Origin of the sequence: Pelagibacterium sp. (genome assembly GCF_035555455.1) — a bacterium.
Taxonomy (GTDB): domain Bacteria; phylum Pseudomonadota; class Alphaproteobacteria; order Rhizobiales; family Devosiaceae; genus Pelagibacterium.
In genome coordinates this window covers 19484-38269 of sequence record NZ_DATMGM010000009.1, presented here as the reverse complement: position 1 = coordinate 38269, position 18786 = coordinate 19484, and the positions used below count along the sequence as shown (strand labels likewise).

The 18786-nt window shown below is 60.2% G+C and carries 15 protein-coding genes and 2 tRNA genes; 12 read left to right on the top strand and 5 right to left on the bottom strand.

The annotated features are described in order from the left end of the window. Both VNS12_RS01795 and VNS12_RS01790 read left to right on the top strand, forming a co-directional pair. Complete coding sequence (locus VNS12_RS01795; RefSeq protein ID WP_325486129.1) at positions 1-378, top strand: SUF system Fe-S cluster assembly protein; 378 nt, start codon at positions 1-3, stop codon at positions 376-378. 2 nt (positions 379-380) lie between these two features. Next, positions 381-767: a HesB/IscA family protein gene (locus VNS12_RS01790; RefSeq protein WP_325486128.1), complete on the top strand. Its 387-nt coding sequence runs from the start codon at positions 381-383 to the stop codon at positions 765-767. Between the two features lie 16 nt (positions 768-783). Here the strand turns inward: VNS12_RS01790 and mazG are convergent, their stop codons facing one another. Continuing rightward, on the bottom strand, positions 784-1608 hold the full coding sequence (gene mazG / locus VNS12_RS01785; RefSeq protein ID WP_325486127.1) for a nucleoside triphosphate pyrophosphohydrolase: 825 nt from the start codon (positions 1606-1608) through the stop codon (positions 784-786). Positions 1609-1654: 46 nt separating this feature from the next. Beyond that, positions 1655-3760 carry an ATP-dependent DNA helicase RecG gene (recG, locus tag VNS12_RS01780; RefSeq protein ID WP_325486126.1) on the bottom strand — a complete coding sequence of 702 codons (2106 nt, stop codon included), beginning with the start codon at positions 3758-3760 and terminating at the stop codon, positions 1655-1657. Positions 3761-3882: 122 nt separating this feature from the next. Here recG and VNS12_RS01775 point away from each other — a divergent pair, with 122 nt between their 5' ends. From VNS12_RS01775 to VNS12_RS01765, 3 genes are all read left to right on the top strand, one after another. Then, entirely contained in the window at positions 3883-4155 is a 273-nt protein-coding gene (locus VNS12_RS01775; protein WP_325486125.1) for an FAD assembly factor SdhE, read from the top strand. Between the two features lie 13 nt (positions 4156-4168). Next, positions 4169-7639, top strand: a complete 3471-nt coding sequence (gene mfd / locus VNS12_RS01770) for a transcription-repair coupling factor (RefSeq protein ID WP_325486124.1) — start codon at positions 4169-4171, stop codon at positions 7637-7639. A 138-nt stretch (positions 7640-7777) separates the two neighbouring features. Next, positions 7778-8452 (top strand): invasion associated locus B family protein, encoded by a 675-nt coding sequence (locus VNS12_RS01765; RefSeq protein WP_325486123.1) that lies wholly within the window; start codon positions 7778-7780, stop codon positions 8450-8452. An 80-nt stretch (positions 8453-8532) separates the two neighbouring features. Here VNS12_RS01765 and VNS12_RS01760 read toward each other — a convergent pair whose 3' ends face one another. Continuing rightward, positions 8533-9687, bottom strand: coding sequence for an FAD-dependent monooxygenase (locus VNS12_RS01760; RefSeq protein ID WP_325486122.1), 1155 nt, complete (start codon positions 9685-9687; stop codon positions 8533-8535). Positions 9688-9883: 196 nt separating this feature from the next. Between VNS12_RS01760 and VNS12_RS01755 the strand changes: the two genes are divergently transcribed. The 3 genes from VNS12_RS01755 (at position 9884) to VNS12_RS01745 (ending at position 12119) form a co-directional block, all read left to right on the top strand. Further along, a complete protein-coding gene (locus VNS12_RS01755) occupies positions 9884-10942 on the top strand; it encodes a TerC family protein (RefSeq protein ID WP_325486121.1) in 1059 nt (352 codons plus the stop codon). 8 nt (positions 10943-10950) lie between these two features. Further along, a complete protein-coding gene (locus VNS12_RS01750) occupies positions 10951-11919 on the top strand; it encodes a quinone oxidoreductase family protein (RefSeq protein ID WP_325486120.1) in 969 nt (322 codons plus the stop codon). A 110-nt stretch (positions 11920-12029) separates the two neighbouring features. Then, positions 12030-12119: transfer RNA gene (locus VNS12_RS01745), tRNA-Ser, on the top strand. Between the two features lie 356 nt (positions 12120-12475). Here the strand turns inward: VNS12_RS01745 and glmS are convergent. Further along, positions 12476-14302, bottom strand: a complete 1827-nt coding sequence (glmS, locus tag VNS12_RS01740; RefSeq protein ID WP_325486119.1) for a glutamine--fructose-6-phosphate transaminase (isomerizing) — start codon at positions 14300-14302, stop codon at positions 12476-12478. Positions 14303-14312: 10 nt separating this feature from the next. Beyond that, positions 14313-15659 carry a bifunctional UDP-N-acetylglucosamine diphosphorylase/glucosamine-1-phosphate N-acetyltransferase GlmU gene (gene glmU, locus VNS12_RS01735; RefSeq protein ID WP_325486118.1) on the bottom strand — a complete coding sequence of 449 codons (1347 nt, stop codon included), beginning with the start codon at positions 15657-15659 and terminating at the stop codon, positions 14313-14315. Between the two features lie 177 nt (positions 15660-15836). On the opposite strand from glmU, the gene VNS12_RS01730 reads away from it, so the two are divergent. The 4 genes from VNS12_RS01730 (at position 15837) to VNS12_RS01715 (ending at position 18774) form a co-directional block, all read left to right on the top strand. After that, entirely contained in the window at positions 15837-16634 is a 798-nt protein-coding gene (locus tag VNS12_RS01730) for a hypothetical protein (protein WP_325486117.1), read from the top strand. 111 nt (positions 16635-16745) lie between these two features. Beyond that, positions 16746-16821 (top strand) — tRNA-Lys (locus VNS12_RS01725). A gap of 178 nt (positions 16822-16999) precedes the next feature. Next, positions 17000-17863 (top strand): flagellar motor stator protein MotA, encoded by an 864-nt coding sequence (gene motA, locus VNS12_RS01720; protein ID WP_325486116.1) that lies wholly within the window; start codon positions 17000-17002, stop codon positions 17861-17863. Positions 17864-17877: 14 nt separating this feature from the next. Then, a complete protein-coding gene (locus VNS12_RS01715) occupies positions 17878-18774 on the top strand; it encodes a flagellar motor protein MotB (RefSeq protein WP_325486115.1) in 897 nt (298 codons plus the stop codon). Positions 18775-18786 lie beyond the last annotated feature (12 nt).

Here is an 18786-nt window from a genome sequence, read left to right as displayed (position 1 = left end):
ATGACTGAAAGCGCATCGAAAAATAATCAGGTCGAAACTCCACAGACGGTCAGCGCTCTTCCGCCCGAAGAGGTCGAGCGCATCACCAGTGACCTGATCGCGGCGATCAAGACCGTTTATGATCCAGAAATCCCCGTCGACATCTACGAACTGGGGCTGATTTACCGGATCGATCTCGATGATGATCGCAAGCTGACCATCGACATGACGCTGACGGCTCCCGGCTGTCCGGTAGCGGGGGAAATGCCCGGCTGGGTTGAGAACGCCGCGCGGACGGTCGAGGGCATTCAGGACGTCGAGGTGAACATGGTCTTTGATCCCCCATGGGGGCCCGATCGCATGAGTGAGGAAGCGCAGGTTGCGCTCAACTGGTGGTAAACATGCCGTTTGCGATTCTGCAGCTCACTGAAAATGCAGCTGAGCGCATCAAGGAAATCATCGAAGACAGCGACAAGCCGGTGATCGGCGTGCGCGTCGGCGTGCGCAATTCCGGCTGCGCCGGCATGGCCTATACGCTCGACTATGTAACCGAAGCGATTGCCGGTGACGATCATATCGCCGCCAAAGGCGTCGAGGTCTGGATAGACCCCAAGGCCACGCTGTTCCTGCTCGGAACCGTGATGGATTTTGAAGAAACCAAGATGTCCTCAGGGTTCACCTTCAACAATCCCAATCAGGAAGGGGCCTGTGGCTGTGGCGAAAGCGTTCAGCTAAAGCCTGCTGATCTGGCCGAACTGGCAAAGGCCCGGTCTTCGATCGCCGTATAACTGCGATCTGGTTCGGTCAGGCCTCTGATCGCCGTTTATCGGCGGCTCTCACTTCGTTCCAATAGCTATCGAGGCGGACCAGCCCCGCCTCGGCAATCTTGATGTCATCTTCGCGGCAACGGGCTTCAACATGCTCGAACCTGCGGACAAATTTTCCGTTGGCATCGCGCAAAGCTGCCTCTGGATCGATCCCCGCGTGGCGGGCGAGATTGGCGACGGCGAACAGCAAATCGCCAATCTCTTCGGCTTGGGAAGCTGCATCGTCACCGCTCAAAGCCCCTTCAGTCTCGGTGAGTTCTTCCCGGACTTTTTCGAGAACGGAAGCGGTGTCGGGCCAGTCAAACCCCACCCGCGCAGCGCGTTTGGCGAGCTTGCCGGCGCGTGTCAGCGCGGGAAGACCTACCGGAACATCATCAAGCAGGGACGGGGGCTTTTCTCCACCGCGTTGGCGGGCCTTATTGGCGCGTTCGCCAGCCTTGATGGCCTCCCAGCGCTGCTCGCTGGTTGCGGATGTGCCCGCTTCATCCTCACCGAAAACATGGGGATGGCGCCGGATAAGCTTTTCCGTCACCGCATAAATCACATCACCGATGTCAAACAGCCCCGCTTCGGCTGCCATCTGCGCGTGATAGACAGGCTGCAAGAGCAGATCGCCGAGTTCATCACGCAAATCCTCGTAATCCTCACGCTCTATGGCGTCCGCCACCTCGTAGGCCTCCTCAATGGTATAGTGGCGGATCGATCGGAAATCCTGCTCGATATCCCACGGGCAGCCGGTTTCAGGATCACGCAGGCGCGCCATGATTTCGATGAGATGAGAAATATCGCGAGAGGGCTGCATGGCGTAACTTTCGAAAAATGGGGCTTCTTGACTTCGGACAGTCGGATCATCCCGCCTTGATAAGCGGGATCGCAAGGTCTTTGCGGAAAACGTAGAGGAGGGTCCGTATGGCCTCACCTTCGGGGCCTTTGAGCCCCGGATTGCGCTCCAGCGCCGAGCGGGCATCCTCGTGCGCCATTTCGAGGAGATGGCGGTGAACGTCCGGGACGGCGATGCGATATCCAGGCATCCCGGACTGACGGGTCCCGAGCAGATCGCCCTGTCCCCGCAGTTCGAGGTCTTTTTCTGCGATTTCGAAGCCGTCATCAGTCTTGCGGATGGTTTCCAGGCGTTGCTGGGCGGTTTCGCTCAACGGATCGGAATACAGCAGCAGACAAGCCGACCGGGCCGATCCGCGCCCCACGCGTCCGCGCAGCTGGTGCAATTGGGCAAGGCCGAACCGCTCGGAATGTTCAATAATGATGATGGTTGCATTGGGAACGTCGACGCCAACTTCGATCACAGTGGTCGCGACGAGTATCTGGGCTTCTCCCGATTGGAAGCGGTCCATGGCCGCTTGTTTATCAGCAGCGCTCATTCGCCCGTGAACGAGCGCCACCTGATCACCGAAGGTCGTCTTCAGGTCGGCAAACCGGTCTTCGGCGGCGACCACATCGAGAATTTCACTCTCTTCAACGAGCGGGCACACCCAATAGGCCTGCGCTCCCTCTTCAAGCCGCGCCATGAGCCGGGCGATCACCCGGTCATACTCGGAAATGGGCAGGATCGCCGTGTCGATAGGCTGGCGTCCGACGGGCTTTTCGCGCAATACTGAGACATCCATGTCGCCAAAATGGGTCAGCACGAGCGTGCGGGGAATGGGGGTGGCGGTCATCACGAGCAGATCGGACCGGACACCTTTGTCTGAGAGAGCCAGCCGTTGGTGGACCCCGAAGCGATGCTGCTCGTCAACCACCGTGAGCCCAAGATTGTGGAAATCCACGCCGCCCTGGAACAGGGCATGGGTGCCCACGGCAATCGAAATGGAGCCATCCGCCAGCCCGGCCAGCGCTTCCCGCCGCTCGGCGGCCCGCATCTTGCCCGTGATCAGCGCTATACCGAGCCCCGCCTTTGCGGCCAATGGCTGGAGCGTGCGAAAATGCTGGGTCGCCAGCAGTTCGGTCGGGGCCATCAGCGCCGATTGCGCCCCGTCTTCCGCCATCATGGCCATGGCCATCAGCGCAACAACGGTTTTGCCCGACCCCACATCTCCCTGAAGCAACCGCGACATTCGCGTCGGTTTTTCCAGATCGGCACGAATGTCTGCAATCGCCGCGGATTGCCCCTCGGTAAGCGCAAAGGGAAGCGCCGCCTGTACGCGAGGAACGATTTCCCCGGTGAACGCGCGGGCCACTCCTGTGGCCTTGGTCATCGAGGCCCGGATGAGATTGAGCGCAAGCTGTCCCGCAAGATATTCGTCATAGGCCAACCGCATGCGCGAGGGGGAGACAATATCGCCCTCGCTCGGGCGCTGCGGCGCGTGGATGTGCCCCAATGCCTGCGCAAAACCGGGCCAGTTCATGATGGCGAGGCGGTCGCGAGGGATCCACTCGGGGATAATCGGGACGCTATCGAGTGCCTCCGCTATCACCTTACGCAGGATTTTGGACGAAAGCCCATGGGTGAGCGGATAGACCGGCTCGACCATCGGCAGACTGGAAAGCTTGTCGGGCTCGACTATATAGTCGGGATGGGTCATCTGCTTTTCCCGCCCGAAAAACCCGATCTCTCCGGACACATAACGAATTTCCCCCAAGGGGAGTTGACGTTCAACCCAGCCACCACGGGCGCCAAAAAAGATAAGCGTGATGTCTCCGGTTTCGTCGTGCGCCCGGATGCGCAATGGCGAACGGCTGTTGCGCGGCGGCACGATGTGCTCATCGATATGGAGCTTGAGTGTCGCAATCGACCCCACCTCCGCGTAGGCGATCCCGTTCTGGGCCCGCCGGTCAATCACCCCGGAGGGCATGTGCATGAGCACATCGAGTACGATGGCATCCTGTCCCTCAGGAGCACCGAAAAACTTCGCAAACAGCGCGCCAAGCTGCGGCCCGACGCCTTTGGTCGATTTGAGAGATTTGAATAGGGGGGTAAGCAGATCGGGACGTGGCACGACTCGAAACCGGCAAGTATGAACGGAAACAGAACGATAACCGCTTCAGTGCGCGGGCAAAAGGCTGACAGGCGCGCCGAATGCATCTATTAACGGCCATCTCCAACCCGATTAAGCGAATAATGACCGAAAAACACGATCTCGAAACGCGGCGCAAGCGCGCGCTGTACCGCGCCCAGCATCGCGGCACACAGGAAATGGACATCCTGATTGGTGGCTATGTCGCCGCACATCTGTCCGGTCTCGATGCAGCCATGCTGGATCGGCTGGAGACGCTGATGGATCACGAGGAAACCGATCTACAGGCCTGGTTGATGGGACAGCGCGATATCCCCGGCGATGTCGACCGGGGGTTGATCGACGCAATCCGCGACCACAAGCTCGGACAGGTATAGTTTTATGGACTCGATGCGCGACAGACCGCAGCGGATACTGGCCAACCTGCCGGACGGGATGCAGCCAGCCGTTTTGGCCAAGGAAATCGAAAAGCGATTGAAGGAGGCGCCGGAAGCGCCTGTTTCGATTGCGTTTGTTGCGCGCGATGGACGGCGGCTTCTGCGGCTGGGTGAAATCCTGGAGGCCATGCTTCCCGGCCATCCTGTGCTGGTTTTTCCCGCCTGGGACTGTCTGCCCTACGACCGCGTGTCACCAAACTCAGTGACGATTTCCTCGCGCATGTCGACACTGGCCCAATTGGTCGATCCCCAGATCAAGGGCGCCGTGGTGCTCACGGCGGTCAATGCGCTCATCCAGCGTGTCGTGCCGCGCGATGTGGTCGAGGCAATGACGTTTTCGGCAGCGGCGGGACGCGTCATCGATAGCGACCGTCTGGTCGCATGGGCGAGCGATAATGGCTATCTGCGCGTTCCAACCGTGCGCGAAACCGGTGAATTTGCGGTGCGCGGTGGCTTGATCGACCTGTTTCCGGCAGGGAACAATCAACCGCTCAGGTTTGATTTTTTCGGGCAGCAGCTTGAAACCATTCGCACTTTCGACCCGGAAACGCAGAGAACCACGGGAAACATCCGCAAGGTGACGCTGGTGCCGATGAGCGAGGCCCTGCTGACCGAGGACACGATCCCCCGTTTCCGTCGCAACTATACGACAACCTTTGGCGGCAACACCGCCGATGATCCGCTCTATGGTGCGATCAGTGCCGGGCAGCGCTTTGCCGGCATGGAACACTGGCTGCCATTCTTTTACGAACAGATGGGGACATTTGCCTCCTATATCGGCGATGCGCCCGTGTTCTTCGATGAGCAAGTAAGCGAAGCCTATGGGGAACGGCGCGATCAAATCCTCGACTATTATTCCGCGCGCAAGGAGGCTCGCGACCAGGGCTCGACGGCGGGGGCGCCCTATAAGCCCATCGATCCGGAACTGCTCTATCACGTGGGCCAATCGCCCTATGACTTGATGCACGGCCACGATGTCACCGAACTGACCCCGTTCCTCCCGGCGGGCGAAAGCCTCCCGGTGATCGATTGTTCGGGCAATCTTGCACCCAGCTTTGCCGCCGAACGGCAGGCTACCGACGTCAACCTTTTCGAGGCGGTGATCAGCCGGATCAAGACTGAGGCGAGGGCAGGGCGCAAGACCGTTATCACCTGTTGGACCGAAGGCACCCGTGATCGAATGGGGCAGGTGCTCAAGGATCACGGCCTCAAGGCTATCCGCCGGCTGGAGAACTGGAACCAGATTGCCCAGCTCAAAGTCGGGCAATTGGGCCTGGCGGTGCTGCCGCTGGAGTCGGGATATATCACCGACGATATCGCCGTGCTCTCCGAACAGGACATTCTGGGCGAGCGCATCATCCGCCAGACCCGACGCAGGAAAGCCTCGGACGCCCTGACTGAGGCCACGAGCCTGTCTGCGGGTGATCTGGTCGTGCATGTGGACCACGGCATCGGGCGGTTTATCGGCCTCAAGGCCATCGAGGCGGCGGGAGCGCCCCACGATTGCGTCGAGATCGAATATGCAAAGGGTGACAAGCTCTACCTGCCCGTAGAAAACATCGAACTGCTGACCCGTTACGGCTCGGAAGGCGCAGAACTCGACAGACTTGGCGGCGTCGCCTGGCAGGCCAAGAAGTCACGGCTCAAACAGCGCATCCGCGAAATGGCCGGGCAGCTCATCAAGATCGCCGCCGCGCGGGAGATGGCCTCAACCGACCCGATCGAAGTACAGACGGGCGCTTACGACGAGTTCTGCGCGCGCTTTCCCTATGAGGAAACCGAGGACCAGCTTGCCACCATCGATGCGGTGTTCGACGATCTGACGTCCGGTCGGATCATGGATCGGCTGGTCTGTGGGGACGTCGGCTTCGGCAAGACCGAGGTGGCCCTGCGGGCGGCCTTCGTCATGGCCATGAGCGGCAGACAGGTGGCCGTGGTGGTCCCCACGACGCTTCTGTCACGCCAGCACTTCAAGACATTCTCCGAGCGCTTTGCCGGCTTGCCGGTTCGGGTCAGGCAGGCCTCACGATTGGTGCCGGCTGCTGAACTGAAGGCGACCAAAGAAGGGCTCAAGGACGGCAGCGTGGATATCGTCATCGGGACCCACGCATTGCTTTCCAAATCCATCGGCTTTCGCGATCTCGGGCTGTTGATCGTGGACGAGGAACAGCATTTTGGCGTGGGCCATAAAGAGCGCCTCAAGGAACTCAAGCACAACGTCCACGTCCTGACTCTTTCCGCGACACCAATCCCCCGCACGCTGCAAATGGCGCTAACCGGAGTGCGCGACCTGTCGCTGCTGGCAACGCCACCGGTGGACCGACTGGCCATCCGTACCTTCGTGTCACCTTTCGACCCGCTGGTGGTGCGCGAGGCTTTGCTGCGCGAGAAGTATCGCGGCGGCCAGGCCTTTTACGTCTGCCCACGCATTTCCGACCAGCCTGATATCGCGCAATTTCTCACGGACCATGTGCCTGAGGTCAGCTTCGTGGTGGCCAATGGACAGATGGCGCCAACCCAGCTCGATGATACGATGACCGCCTTTTATGACGGCAAGTTCGACGTTCTGGTCGCCACCACTATCGTGGAATCCGGGCTCGACGTGCCGACAGCCAATACCCTGATCGTGCACCGCGCCGATCGGTTCGGGCTGGCCCAGCTGTATCAGATCCGGGGCCGTATCGGCCGCTCCAAGACGCGGGCCTATGCCATTTTCACTGTCCCCGCGGACCGAAAGCTCAACGAACAGGCGCAGCGCAGGCTGCAAGTGCTGCAGTCGCTCGAATCGCTGGGTGCTGGGTTCCAGCTCGCCAGCCATGACCTCGACATTCGCGGGGCGGGAAATCTATTGGGCGACGAGCAGTCGGGTCATATCCGCGAAGTGGGCTTCGAACTTTATCAATCCATGCTGGAAGAAGCTGTGGCTTCGCTGCGCGCCGGAGAGACGGCCGAGCAGGCTGAAAATGGCCAGTGGTCGCCACAAATTTCTCTGGGAATGCCGGTGATGATCCCGGAAAGCTACGTGCCCGACCTTCAGGTGCGGATGCAACTCTATCGCCGGCTGGGTGACCTCGCCGAGCCGCGTGAAATCGATGCGCTTGGCGCAGAAATGATAGATCGTTTCGGGCCTTTGCCGGAAGAAGTTGAAGCCTTGCTCAAGGTCGTCCTGATCAAATCCCTGTGCCGGACGGCCAATGTGGAAAAAGTCGATGCCGGCCCCAAGGGCGCACTTGTCACATTGAGGAACGCGGTTTTCCCAAATCCTGCCGGATTGGTGCGCCATATCGCTGATCCGGGTCAGGCTGCAAAGTTGCGACCCGATCAGAAGATCATGTTCGCGCGCAACTGGCCGACTGCCGAGCAGCGTCTCAAGGGCAGTGCTGCAATTCTGTCGCGGCTGGCCGCTCTTGCCCAAGATCGGTGAAGCCTTTGAGATACAGCACACGAGCAACCGCATTGGCAGGAGGCAGGGGTCATGTTATTGCCCGAATTCGCCGCTCTTGAAGTATCTGATCCGTTTGATTCCGGCGGGGACAACCTGCCCAGAGCAACAGGAATTTCCATGAAGATTTTAAACGCGATACTTGCTGGCGCTGTTGCCACGGGACTGGCTCTTTCAATGGCCGGGGCCGCATCTGCACAGTCCGCAGACGCGGGAATGGTCGACCTTGCCGAAGCCACCGAGGGTGCGGCGCCAGAAAACAACTGGCTTAAGGTCTGCAGTGAACTTGATGATGGCGGCAAGGCCTGCATCATGCGCCAGGTCGTGACCAACACCGGCGTGTTCACCGGTTCGTTCCTGCTGCGCGACGACCCCAGCCAGGAAAGCCGTCTGTTGGCTGTGGCCTCCGTACCCATCGGCGTGCTGCTGCCTTTCGGGCTGACCTGGCAGATCGATAGCGGAAAGCCGGTGCGTGTGCCATTCATGCTGTGCGATCCGCAGGCCTGTTCAGCCCAACTCGTGGTCAACGAATCCTATATCCAGAGCCTCAAGCGGGGCGCTTCGCTCAAGCTGATCGCCAAGAACCGCCAGAACGAGGACATCACGATCAACATTACCCTCGCCGGGTTCACCGCCGTTTACGACAATCCGGAAGGCATCTCCATTGAGGAACTGAACCAGGCGAGCTCCACGGAGAACGTGCTGGAACAGGTTCTGCAGGATCGCGCCAATCAGCTGCGTGAGCAAATGGAATCCGGCGCAGAAGCTCCTGCCGAGAGCGCTCCGGCCCAGTAAGGCGCACAAACCTGATAGCTACAAAAAAGGCGGGCCGCTGTGCCCGCCTTTTTTTAAATCTGCGATCACACGCAGAGAAGTTACCGGCCCAGGCCAAACTCCACGGCCCGGCGACGCAGGCCTGGAAAGGTCTTCAGTCCCCACAATCCTGCGCCGCGGAGCACTTGTGCGGGCAGGTGAGGGGAGATCAGCGTTCCGAACAACCCATCAACGAACGATCCGGTGCGCATAAGGTCAGGGCTGCGGTCCGCGCCATAGCGCCGGGCAACCGTATCGGCCCAGCCATAGGCACCCGGATTGGCTGCCCTCAGGCAGGCATCGAGTCCGGCCACATCACGCAAGCCAAGATTGAGCCCCTGCGCCCCGATGGGCGGGAAAGCATGAGCGGCCTCGCCGACGAGAACCGCGCCGTCGCGCCCGGCGACGCTGACGGAAAGCGTCGACAGCGGGAAGACGAAGCTCGGCGTCACCGGTTCGATCTCCCCGAACAGATGGCTGGATTTTTCGTTGAGAGCCGCCTTGAAAATTTCAGGGTCTCGCCGCGCCTGCTCAAGCGTTTCCAGTCGGTCAATCCATACCAGGTTGGCGCGTGTTCTGCCGGCAGGGACCAGAGTGAATGGGCCATTGGCATAGTGGAATTCAACTGATTCGCCATCAAGGCCCCGGCCCAGTTGCAGGTCGCAAACCAGCGCCGCCTGATCGAATTTCCGCTCTCGCACCTGGATACCGGCGGCTTTGCGAACTCCCGAATTCTTGCCGTCAGCTCCGATAAGCAGGTCAACGGTCGCCACCGATCCGTCTCCAAGCGCCAAATGCCAGACGTCCTCCCGGCGATGGGCCGAAACAAGCGTGGTGGCCTTATGGGCAAGGCTCTCAAATGCGGCTCCCGCCCGCGCAAAGCTCTCGCCGAGCGCGATATTGGGAAAATTCCAGCCAAATGTCGCGTAACCGAATTCGGAGGCTGCGAAGGCCACCTCGGGCCCTCGCAGGAATCGCTCGGTCGCATCGATTATGCGGATGCGGGTGAGGGGGGTGCCGAGGGAAGCGGGATCTCCAATCAGCCCGGTCTCGATCATATAGTCAACTGACGGGCCCATCAGTGCGGTCGTCCTGCGATCGGGAGCAACGTCCGGGGCGACATGCAGCGTTGAAAACCCGGCCCTTGCCGCTGCGACCGCTGAGGCCTTGCCGGTCAATCCGCCGCCAATCACCGCAACCTGATTATGTGTGCCCATGGTTCATCTCCTGATTGGCCTACAGATAGGCTTGCGCGTATCGTGCCGCAAGCAGCGCGCGTGCTCTGCCGCTTTATTGCCGTTGTTGCCCGCAAATGTGCAGCACTCGTGCGCCGGGGCGGTCGCCGATCATCCCCGCGGGCGTTGTCATGCCACCACCAATGACAGCGTTCTGCCTCCAGATTGAGGGCATCACATGCTGGAATTCGTTTTCGAACCGGCCTTTTGGGCCAGCCTTTTCCTGCTGATCGGCATGGAGGTGGCGCTCGGCGCCGACAACGTCGTTTTCATTTCAACACTGGCCGCAAAACTGCCCGAACGCCACCGCCAGCGCATCTTGCAAATCGGCCTGGCGATGGCGGCAGTGTTTCGATTGCTTCTGCTGGCCGCCATTGTCTGGGTGCTGGGCCTGCAACGAACGGCCTTCACCCTTGCAGGGTGGTCCCCAAGCTGGCGTGATCTGATCCTTCTCGGCGGTGGGTTCTTTCTGGTCTATAAGGCGGTCACCGAACTGCATCTGCTGGTGGAGCCAGTGCCGAGGCAAGCTGCAGCCCGATCCGCCGCGAGCAGCCCGGCGCTCGCCATTGTCCAGATCATTTTCATCAATGCGGTATTTTCGGTCGATTCGATCATCACGGCGATTGGGCTCACCTCCTATGTCGAAGCGATGGCCGTCGCTGTGGTCGTTTCCATCATAATTCTTTATTTCGCCGCCAGTGCCGCGGGAGCTCTGATTGCCCGTCACCCATCCATCAAGGCGCTGGCGCTGGGATTTCTGTTCATGATCGGTGCCGTGTTGATCGCCGATGGTCTGGGGCTCGATGTGGCGCGGCCCTATCTCTATGCCGCCATGGGGTTCGCGGTGCTGGTGCTGGCGGTGACCACGCTGATGCGGAGGGAGTTTTCGGCCTCTGGCGCAAAAGCGGCAACGCCCGGTTCGCGCGGCCTGCAAGGCCGCACCGAGCCAACGCTTGAGCCCGCTATCGATCCAATCCAGACAGCTCCCGAACTGCGCGTTGAACCCGTTCTGCCGGCCGAGCGAGCGGAAGATTCCGAAACTGGTGCAGACCCGGCGCTGGCGATGGCCGGGGAGGGGGGCGTTGACCAGCCCGACGCCGAGAATGACGTTTTCGATGGCAATAGCGACGTTGCGCCACTTGGCGAAGGCGATATGCCTGTGCAAAGGTCGCGCCGGAAACGACCCGTTCTCCGTCGCCGCCCTGAACGGCTGCGTACGGCCAGAAGAAGAGAGTAACGAGAAACATGAAAGCTATCGTCGTCGACCATTTTGGCGGACCGGAAGCCATGAATTTCCGGGATGTCGAGATTGGAGAGCCGGGTTCGGGAGAAATCCATGTCCGGCACCATGCGATTGGCGTCAATTTCATCGATACCTATCATCGGAGCGGCCTGTATCCTCTGCCTTTGCCACTGATTCCCGGCTCGGAAGGGGCTGGCGAAGTGCTCGCCGTGGGTGCTGGTGTTTCCAGCTTCAAGCCCGGCGACCGCATCGCCTATCAGGGAACGCCAGGCGCATATTGCCAGGAGCGGATCATGCCTGCATCCAAGGCCGTCCTGCTGCCCGACGCGATCGACTACGAGACTGCGGCTGCAATCATGCTCAAGGGGCTGACGGCATACTATCTGCTGTTTCTCACCTGGCCGGTGCGCGCTGATGAAACCATCCTGTTCCAGGCTGCCGCGGGCGGCATGGGCCTTATTGCCTGCCAATGGGCCAAATCAATTGGCGCTCGCGTGATCGGAACCGCGGGCAGCGCGGAAAAGGTCGAGTTGGCGCTCGCCAATGGATGCGATGCGGTCATCAACTATTCCGAAGAGGATTTCCCGCAGAAAGTTCGCGAGTTGACCAATGGCAAGGGCGTGGACGTCGTCTATGACGGGGTAGGGCAGGCGACGTTCGAAAAATCTCTCGACTGCCTGCGGCCTATGGGCCTGATGGTGAGCTACGGCAATGCGACCGGTCCTGTCAGCGTGCCTGACCTGGGCATTCTCTCCCGCAAGGGCTCCCTGTTTCTCACCCGACCGACCGGCGCAGACTATTTCGCCGAGCGCCCCGCGTTGCTGGCCGGAGCCAAGGCATTGTTCGCTGCCGTCGAATCGGGCGCCATTAAGCCCCATATCGGCCAGCGTTTTGCACTTGCGGATACCGCTGAAGCGCACCGCGCTTTGGAAAGCCGCCAGACGGTCGGTTCGACAATTCTTCTGCCCTGACATTTGAGAGCGGGTTGGCGCAAAGCCTCCTGATCCTCTGGACAGACACGTCATGAACCGCTAAACCGCGAGCCATCGACCGGGCCCTTCAAGGGGCCCTAGCGTCCCTCGGGTGGGTGGCAGAGTGGTTGATTGCACCGGTCTTGAAAACCGGCGGGCGTGCAAGCGTCTCGGGAGTTCGAATCTCCCCCCACCCGCCACTTGCCTTTGGCAAGAGCAGCGTGCATCGTGATGCGGTGCGCCCACGCCCATATCCAAGGTATTTGGGTGACAATTGAACCCATCCAGCGTTTTCATCGCTGCCATCCGCGCACAGCCTAGGCTCAAACTGTGTTTCCTCAGCGCTTGCCAGGCTTGCAAGCGCCGAGAACAAAAACGGCAATACCCCATCGTCACCGATGCCCCCAACGTTCATCTGGCGGCTTGGCAATTGCAGGATGCCGTTAGCAAATCACATTCGCATAATATATATTATGGAACTTATGCGCATCTGAAAGCATGCCCGGACCGGCAATCTACCTCCTGTAGCAACAGCGCCCAAACACTGTTCCGCCTGCTATTCCACGGTGACGGATTTTGCCAGGTTGCGTGGCTGATCGACATCGGTGCCCATAAAGACTGCCGTGTGATAAGCCAGAAGCTGCACCGGCAGTGCCATAAGGACCGGGGCAGCGAAAGAATGAACCCGCGGCATTTCGATGATCTCGGAAATGTCCGGTCCAGCCTTGCTCCGTCCTTCGGCATCGGTAATCAGAATGATTTTTCCGCCGCGCGCCGCCACTTCGTGCATGTTCGAGAGCGTCTTTTCCAACAGTTCGTCACCCGGAGCAATCACGACAACGGGCATTTGCTCGTTCACGAGCGCGATAGGCCCATGTTTGAGTTCGCCGGCGGCAAAGCCTTCCGCGTGGATATAGGAAATTTCCTTGAGCTTGAGCGCGCCTTCGAGCGCCAGAGGAAACATATGGCCGCGACCGAGATAAAGAACGTCGCTCGCTCGCGCCAACTGGCGGGAAATTGCCTCGATCTGCGCTTCCTGCCGCAGAGCTTGGGAAATCGCGCTGGGCAACTCACTGAGTGCGCGAACGAGAGCTCGCGCATCGTCGGGCCTAAGTACGCCCCGCGCCTGCCCGGCCGCGATACTCAGGCTGGCCAAGGCGGTCAATTGCGCTGTAAACGCCTTGGTCGACGCAACGCCAATTTCCGGGCCGCACAAGGTGGGAAACGCCACATGGCTTTCGCGGGCAATCGTCGATTCCCGGACATTGACCAGCGCCGCGACATGCTGGCGGGACCGCACCGCATAGCGCAGTGCCGCCAACGTATCGGCGGTCTCGCCCGATTGAGAGATAACCAGGGTCAATCCGTTTTCGGGCAACGGCGGTTCGCGATAGCGGAATTCCGACGCGACATCGACATCAACCGGCAATCTTGCATAACGCTCGAACCAGTATCTAGCGACCAGAGCGGCATAATAGGCCGTGCCGCAAGCGGTGATCGTCAATCGGGAAAGCGCAGCAAAATCAAAGGGTAAGGACTCCCTTAGGCTGACACGCTCTTCGGCCAGATCAACATAATGCGCCAGGGTGTGCGACACGGTTTCGGGCTGCTCGAACATTTCTTTGGCCATAAAATGGCGATGATTGCCCTTGTCAGCCAGCACTGCTGACGCGGCAGAAATCTGCCGCCTGCGTTCGGCGGGCTTGCCATCGAAGTCGAAAATCTCAGCCCCAGCTCGTGTCAGAACCGCCCAGTCGCCCTCTTCCAGATAGGTAATCTTGTCGGTGAACGGAGCCAGCGCGAACGCATCGGACCCCAGATACATCTCGTCTTCGCCGTGACCAATGGCGAGCGGTGATCCTTGTCGGGCAGCGATCAGAAGATCGCCAGCTCCGGCAAACAGAAACACGAGACCAAACGTCCCGCGCAGCTTTGGCAGTGTCCTGGCTACCGCCTCGCGCGGTGTCGCACCGCGGGCCATTTCACGCGCCACCAACAGCGCGACCACCTCCGTGTCGGTCTCACTTTTGGGAAAATATCCATCTTCCCCAAGCTCTTTAATAAATTCCCTGAAGTTTTCGATGATGCCGTTGTGAACGACAGCCACCGGCCCCGCCATGTGCGGGTGAGCATTGAGCTCGGTTGCCCCGCCATGAGTTGCCCAGCGAGTGTGACCAATGCCGATCGTCCCGCCGAGCGGCTGATTGACGAGCGTTTGCTCCAAATTGTCGAGCTTGCCTTTTGCGCGCCTCCGGTCGAGGCCAGAGGTGGAAAGAGTTGCAATTCCGGCACTGTCGTAGCCGCGATATTCCAGCCGTCGCAAGGCATGCACAAGGCGGTCGGCGACGGGTTCAGTCCCTATGATGCCGACAATTCCGCACATGTGCCGTCTCCTACTTGCTTTCCCTGATGGCCTTGAAGCGCTGGTTGAGCGCCTTGCCGTAGCCGGATTTGTTCACCTGCCGCGAGCGTCCGATCCCCAAGGCATCGGATGGAACAGGCTCGGTGATCACGGAACCGGAAGCAACATAGGCTCCATCGCCGATCTCGACGGGGGCAACGAGGGCTGAATTGGAGCCGATGAAAGCGTTTTCGCCGATCACCGTACGCGCCTTGTTATAGCCATCGTAATTACAGGTGACGGTGCCCGCCCCGATATTGGATTTGGCACCGATTTCGGCATCGCCGATATACGTGAGGTGGTTGACCTTGCTCCCCTCGCCTAGCGTCGCATTCTTGACCTCGACGAAATTGCCGACCCGCGCCGCGCTCGCCAGTTGGGCGCCCGGGCGCAAGCGGGCAAACGGGCCCACGCTGGCATGGGGCCCGATATGGGCACCCTCGATATGGGAGAAGGCATGAATCACCGCGCCGGATTCGATCCGCACGCCCGGGCCGAAGACCACATGAGGTTCGATTTCTACATCAGGTTCGATTTCGGTATCGAAGGAAAAATAGACGCTGTCCGGATCGTGCAAGGTCACCCCTGCCCGCATGAAATCCTCGCGCTGCATCGCCTGGAACACGCCCTCTGCCCGGGCAAGCTGGGCGCGATCATTGACGCCCATCACGCTTTCTTCCGGCGCGACAGCATAACCGACCGATTTTCCGGCGCGGTTGGCCAGTTCCACGAGGTCGGTGAGATAATATTCGCCCTGGGCGTTGTCGGTGCCAACCTCGTCGATCAAGGCTTCGAACACCTCGGCGCGAAAGGCAAGGATGCACGCATTGCAGAGCCCGATCCGGCGCTCATCCTCGCTGGCGTCCTTATGCTCGCGGATGGCAAGCAACCGATCTCCTTCGGTGATCAAACGTCCATAACCCGTGGGGTCGGCTGGCTCAAAGCCAAGGATCGCCACATCCAGCCCGGCATCGAGCCGCGCGGTGACGCGGCGGAAATCCTCGCCGCGCAGCAATGGATGGTCCCCATAGACGACCGCAACATAGCCGGTTGCACCGGAAAAAACCGGACGAGCCATCGAGGCGGCGTGTGCGGTCCCTTTTCTCTCGGTCTGCTCGAAGAAGACGACCTGCGGGTCGATCGCGCTCATGGCCTCGCGCACGGCGCCATGGCCGGGCCCCGTGACCATCGCCACGGTCTGGGCACCAGCATCGCGGGCCGCCTTGAGAACATGGCCGACGATTGGACGTCCCCCGATCTTATGGAGAACTTTTGGCAGGGCGGACTTCATGCGGGTGCCCTCCCCCGCTGCCAGAACGATTACCCTAAGATCGGACATCTCAACTCCCCAAGCCTTTTCCGGGCCGTTTCGCCCATCTTTATGGCAGCACGGTGTTGCCTTGTGCCAGTCCTCCGCAATTTTCAGGACGGCAAAGTGCGAATAGCGGCTCCGTTTACGTTTGCATCGCTAATGTGTGTTTTGATCTGATTCGTCAGTAAAGCGGGATATGCAAAGGTGCAAAAAACCAAACGATTTTTCCTGCCGGTCGAACGAACCGATATTTCCTGTTGGGGCATAGCGGCACTGGCGTGCGGCGCTGTCGCGGTTCTTGCTGCCAACCTGTCCTTTCTCCTGCCAGCGCAGACTTTGGGCGGCCTGCATACGCCATATCGCGAAAACGGCAGCTTCAGTCACATCCGCACGCAACTGGCCGAACTCGAACAGGACCGGAACCGTATTGCGGGCGACTATCGCAGACTCGTTACGCGCTTTAACATGTTGCACGACGACAGCAACGAGGCGATCCGTCGTCTGGCTGCCGTGGAAATGAGCCTGCCGCTGCTCATCGAGGCGCTGCCGCTAGAAAGCGATATCGATCGCTCCCTGCTGACCGCCTCGATCACCGAAACCGCTGGTGAGATCTATGAACTGGCAGGCGGTGCCATGGTGGTTCGCTACAGTGCGCTGTTCGACGACGCCCTGCCCCTGCCTAGACAGCCCCTGCCCCCGCCGCTCGCACCAGAAATCGTTGCAGAGCCCGAGCCCGAAACTCAATTGTTGGGAATCGCTGTGGGCGATCCGGTGCGGCGGGAGACAGCCCAAACTGCCTACACCGCCGTTCGGGCAATTGCGGGCTCATTGCTGCTCGACACCGCTCCCCTACTGGCCGATTCGGAACAAACCGAGTTGACCCGCATCGTTTTCGGCCCGTTTCCCGGTCCATCCTCCGCCCAGGCGCTGTGTTCACGGCTCATACGACTGGACCTGCCCTGCGAGATCACACCTTATCGCGGTCGCCCCTTGCCCCTTTGATATCCACGCGATAAACGATGTTTCGATCACTCCAACAAACGGGTTGACTCGACGAAGTCAGCCACTATGTTCCGCGCATCATCGGCGGTCACCTCTCGACCGCATTCAACAGGGCTCGTAGCTCAGCTGGTAGAGCACTCGACTTTTAATCGAGCCGTCGCGGGTTCGAATCCCGCCGAGCCCACCATTTTCCGAACCTCTCCCCTCACATGAAGTGAAAATGCCGCTTTTTGCGGCCCGTCCCCGTTGCTCACATTGTCATGATCTCCACGCGACCGCCGGACTCAGAGTTCGGTAACCTTACCCGCGTATAGATCGGTCCAGACTACCGGACCGTGCCGGCAAGCTTAGGAGAGCAACCTGTCATGCGACTGATTGCCGGAACAATCATCATCTTCCTCTCTGTCCTTGGTGGTTTTGCCGCCATGGGTGGTCATCTGGGGGTGCTCTGGCAACCGTTTGAGGCGGTTATCATCCTCGGCGCCGCGCTGGGTGCCTTTATCATCGGCAACCCGAAGGCGGTTCTCAAACAATCGCTTGGCGTATTCGGCACCCTCTTCCGCGGGCCGCGCTACAACAAGCAGTCTTATGTCGACCTGCTCGGGCTGCAATTTTCGATCTTCAAGCTGGTGCAATCCAAGGGCCTGCTCGCTTTGGAACAGCACATCGAAAATCCGGTCCAATCGGATCTTTTCGCGCGCTTTCCCACCTTTGCCAGCAACCATCGCGCCGTGGAGTTCCTGTGCGATTATCTGCGGATGATCACGCTGGGCACTTATGCGGTGCACGAGCTGGAATCCCTGATCGACGAGGAACTTGAAACCCACCACCAGGAAAATGACCGGGTGGTGCAGGCCGTGCAGTCTCTGGCCGACGCCACGCCCGCACTGGGCATCGTGGCCGCCGTGCTTGGTGTGATCAAGACCATGGGTTCGATCACCGAACCGCCGGAAGTGCTTGGTCAGCTGATCGGTGGCGCGCTGGTCGGAACGTTTCTGGGCGTTTTCTGTGCGTATGGCTTTTTCGGGCCGATGGCACAGGCGCTGCGCAACACCAATGAAGCGGAAGCCAAGTATTTCCTCTCCATGAAGGCTGGGCTGCTCGCGCATGTGGCCGGCTATCCGCCCGTCATCGCCGTCGAATTTGCCCGCAAGGCCGTCATGTCCGAAGATCGCCCCTCATTTTCTGAAGTCGATCAGGCGACCGCCGACCTCAAGCTGGCCCGCTAGAGGAGTTCGTCCCAATGGCGCGTCAGCAAGGCCCCGTTATCATCAAGCGGATTAAAAAGGCGGCCCATACCCATCACGGGGGCGCGTGGAAAATCGCCTATGCCGACTTTGTTACGGCAATGATGGCGTTTTTCCTCCTGCTCTGGCTGATCAACATGACCACACCGGAGCAAAAGGAAGGGCTGGCCAACTATTTCGCTCCTCCCAACGTCAGCGAAAGCCAAAGCGGCTCGGGTGGCGTCCTTTCGGGGCGGTCCCTCGATGTTGCCGGAGCGCTGACCGACGCCACACGCTCGGACGGCATCGCCATAGCCGGTTCGGTCGCAGACGCCATTCTCGAAGCCGCGCCGGGCAGCACTGCCGAAGCCCAGAGCGAAGGCAAGGATTCCGCCACCGACCTTTTGGCGCAGGATTCGCAGCGCTTCCACAGTGCGGCAGCCAGCATTCGACAGGCATGGGAATCCATGCCTGAGATCATGGAAATGGCCGACAACCTGATTGTCGAAGCCAGTGAGACCGGCCTTGATATCCAGATCGTCGACCAGCGCGGTCGCCCCATGTTCCAGGAAGGCTCCAAATACCCCTACGAATGGATGCGGGCCTCGCTGGCGGCCATTGCGCCCGTTTTGGAGCGGTTACCCAACCAGGTGCGCATCTCCGGCCACACGGCGGCTGGAGTGCAGTATTCCGACCCGTCCTATGGCGCTTGGGAGTTGTCGTCTGACCGCGCCAATGCGGTGCGCTCTATTCTGGGGGAATTCGGCCTCTCCGACGATCGTATTCATTCCGTCGTCGGCAGGGCGACCAGCGAGCCGTTCTTCGTCAATGATCCTTATCTGGCGGCCAACGCCCGTATCCGGGTCACGGTCGTCAACCAGGCCTCGCCTATTCCCCTCGATATGGCGCCATAGTCTTGTCGCGCA

Bases quoted from the DNA above. Each gene is read 5' to 3' on its own strand.
- glmU (WP_325486118.1), bottom strand. From the start codon at position 15,659: ATGTCCGATCTTAGGGTAATCGTTCTGGCAGCGGGGGAGGGCACCCGC.
- VNS12_RS01795 (WP_325486129.1), top strand. From the start codon at position 1: ATGACTGAAAGCGCATCGAAAAATAATCAGGTCGAAACTCCACAGACG.
- VNS12_RS01715 (WP_325486115.1), top strand. From the start codon at position 17,878: ATGGCGCGTCAGCAAGGCCCCGTTATCATCAAGCGGATTAAAAAGGCG.
- glmS (WP_325486119.1), bottom strand. From the start codon at position 14,302: ATGTGCGGAATTGTCGGCATCATAGGGACTGAACCCGTCGCCGACCGC.
- VNS12_RS01755 (WP_325486121.1), top strand. From the start codon at position 9,884: ATGCTGGAATTCGTTTTCGAACCGGCCTTTTGGGCCAGCCTTTTCCTG.
- mazG (WP_325486127.1), bottom strand. From the start codon at position 1,608: ATGCAGCCCTCTCGCGATATTTCTCATCTCATCGAAATCATGGCGCGC.
- VNS12_RS01790 (WP_325486128.1), top strand. From the start codon at position 381: ATGCCGTTTGCGATTCTGCAGCTCACTGAAAATGCAGCTGAGCGCATC.
- motA (WP_325486116.1), top strand. From the start codon at position 17,000: ATGCGACTGATTGCCGGAACAATCATCATCTTCCTCTCTGTCCTTGGT.
- VNS12_RS01775 (WP_325486125.1), top strand. From the start codon at position 3,883: ATGACCGAAAAACACGATCTCGAAACGCGGCGCAAGCGCGCGCTGTAC.
- mfd (WP_325486124.1), top strand. From the start codon at position 4,169: ATGCGCGACAGACCGCAGCGGATACTGGCCAACCTGCCGGACGGGATG.
- VNS12_RS01760 (WP_325486122.1), bottom strand. From the start codon at position 9,687: ATGGGCACACATAATCAGGTTGCGGTGATTGGCGGCGGATTGACCGGC.
- VNS12_RS01765 (WP_325486123.1), top strand. From the start codon at position 7,778: ATGAAGATTTTAAACGCGATACTTGCTGGCGCTGTTGCCACGGGACTG.
- VNS12_RS01750 (WP_325486120.1), top strand. From the start codon at position 10,951: ATGAAAGCTATCGTCGTCGACCATTTTGGCGGACCGGAAGCCATGAAT.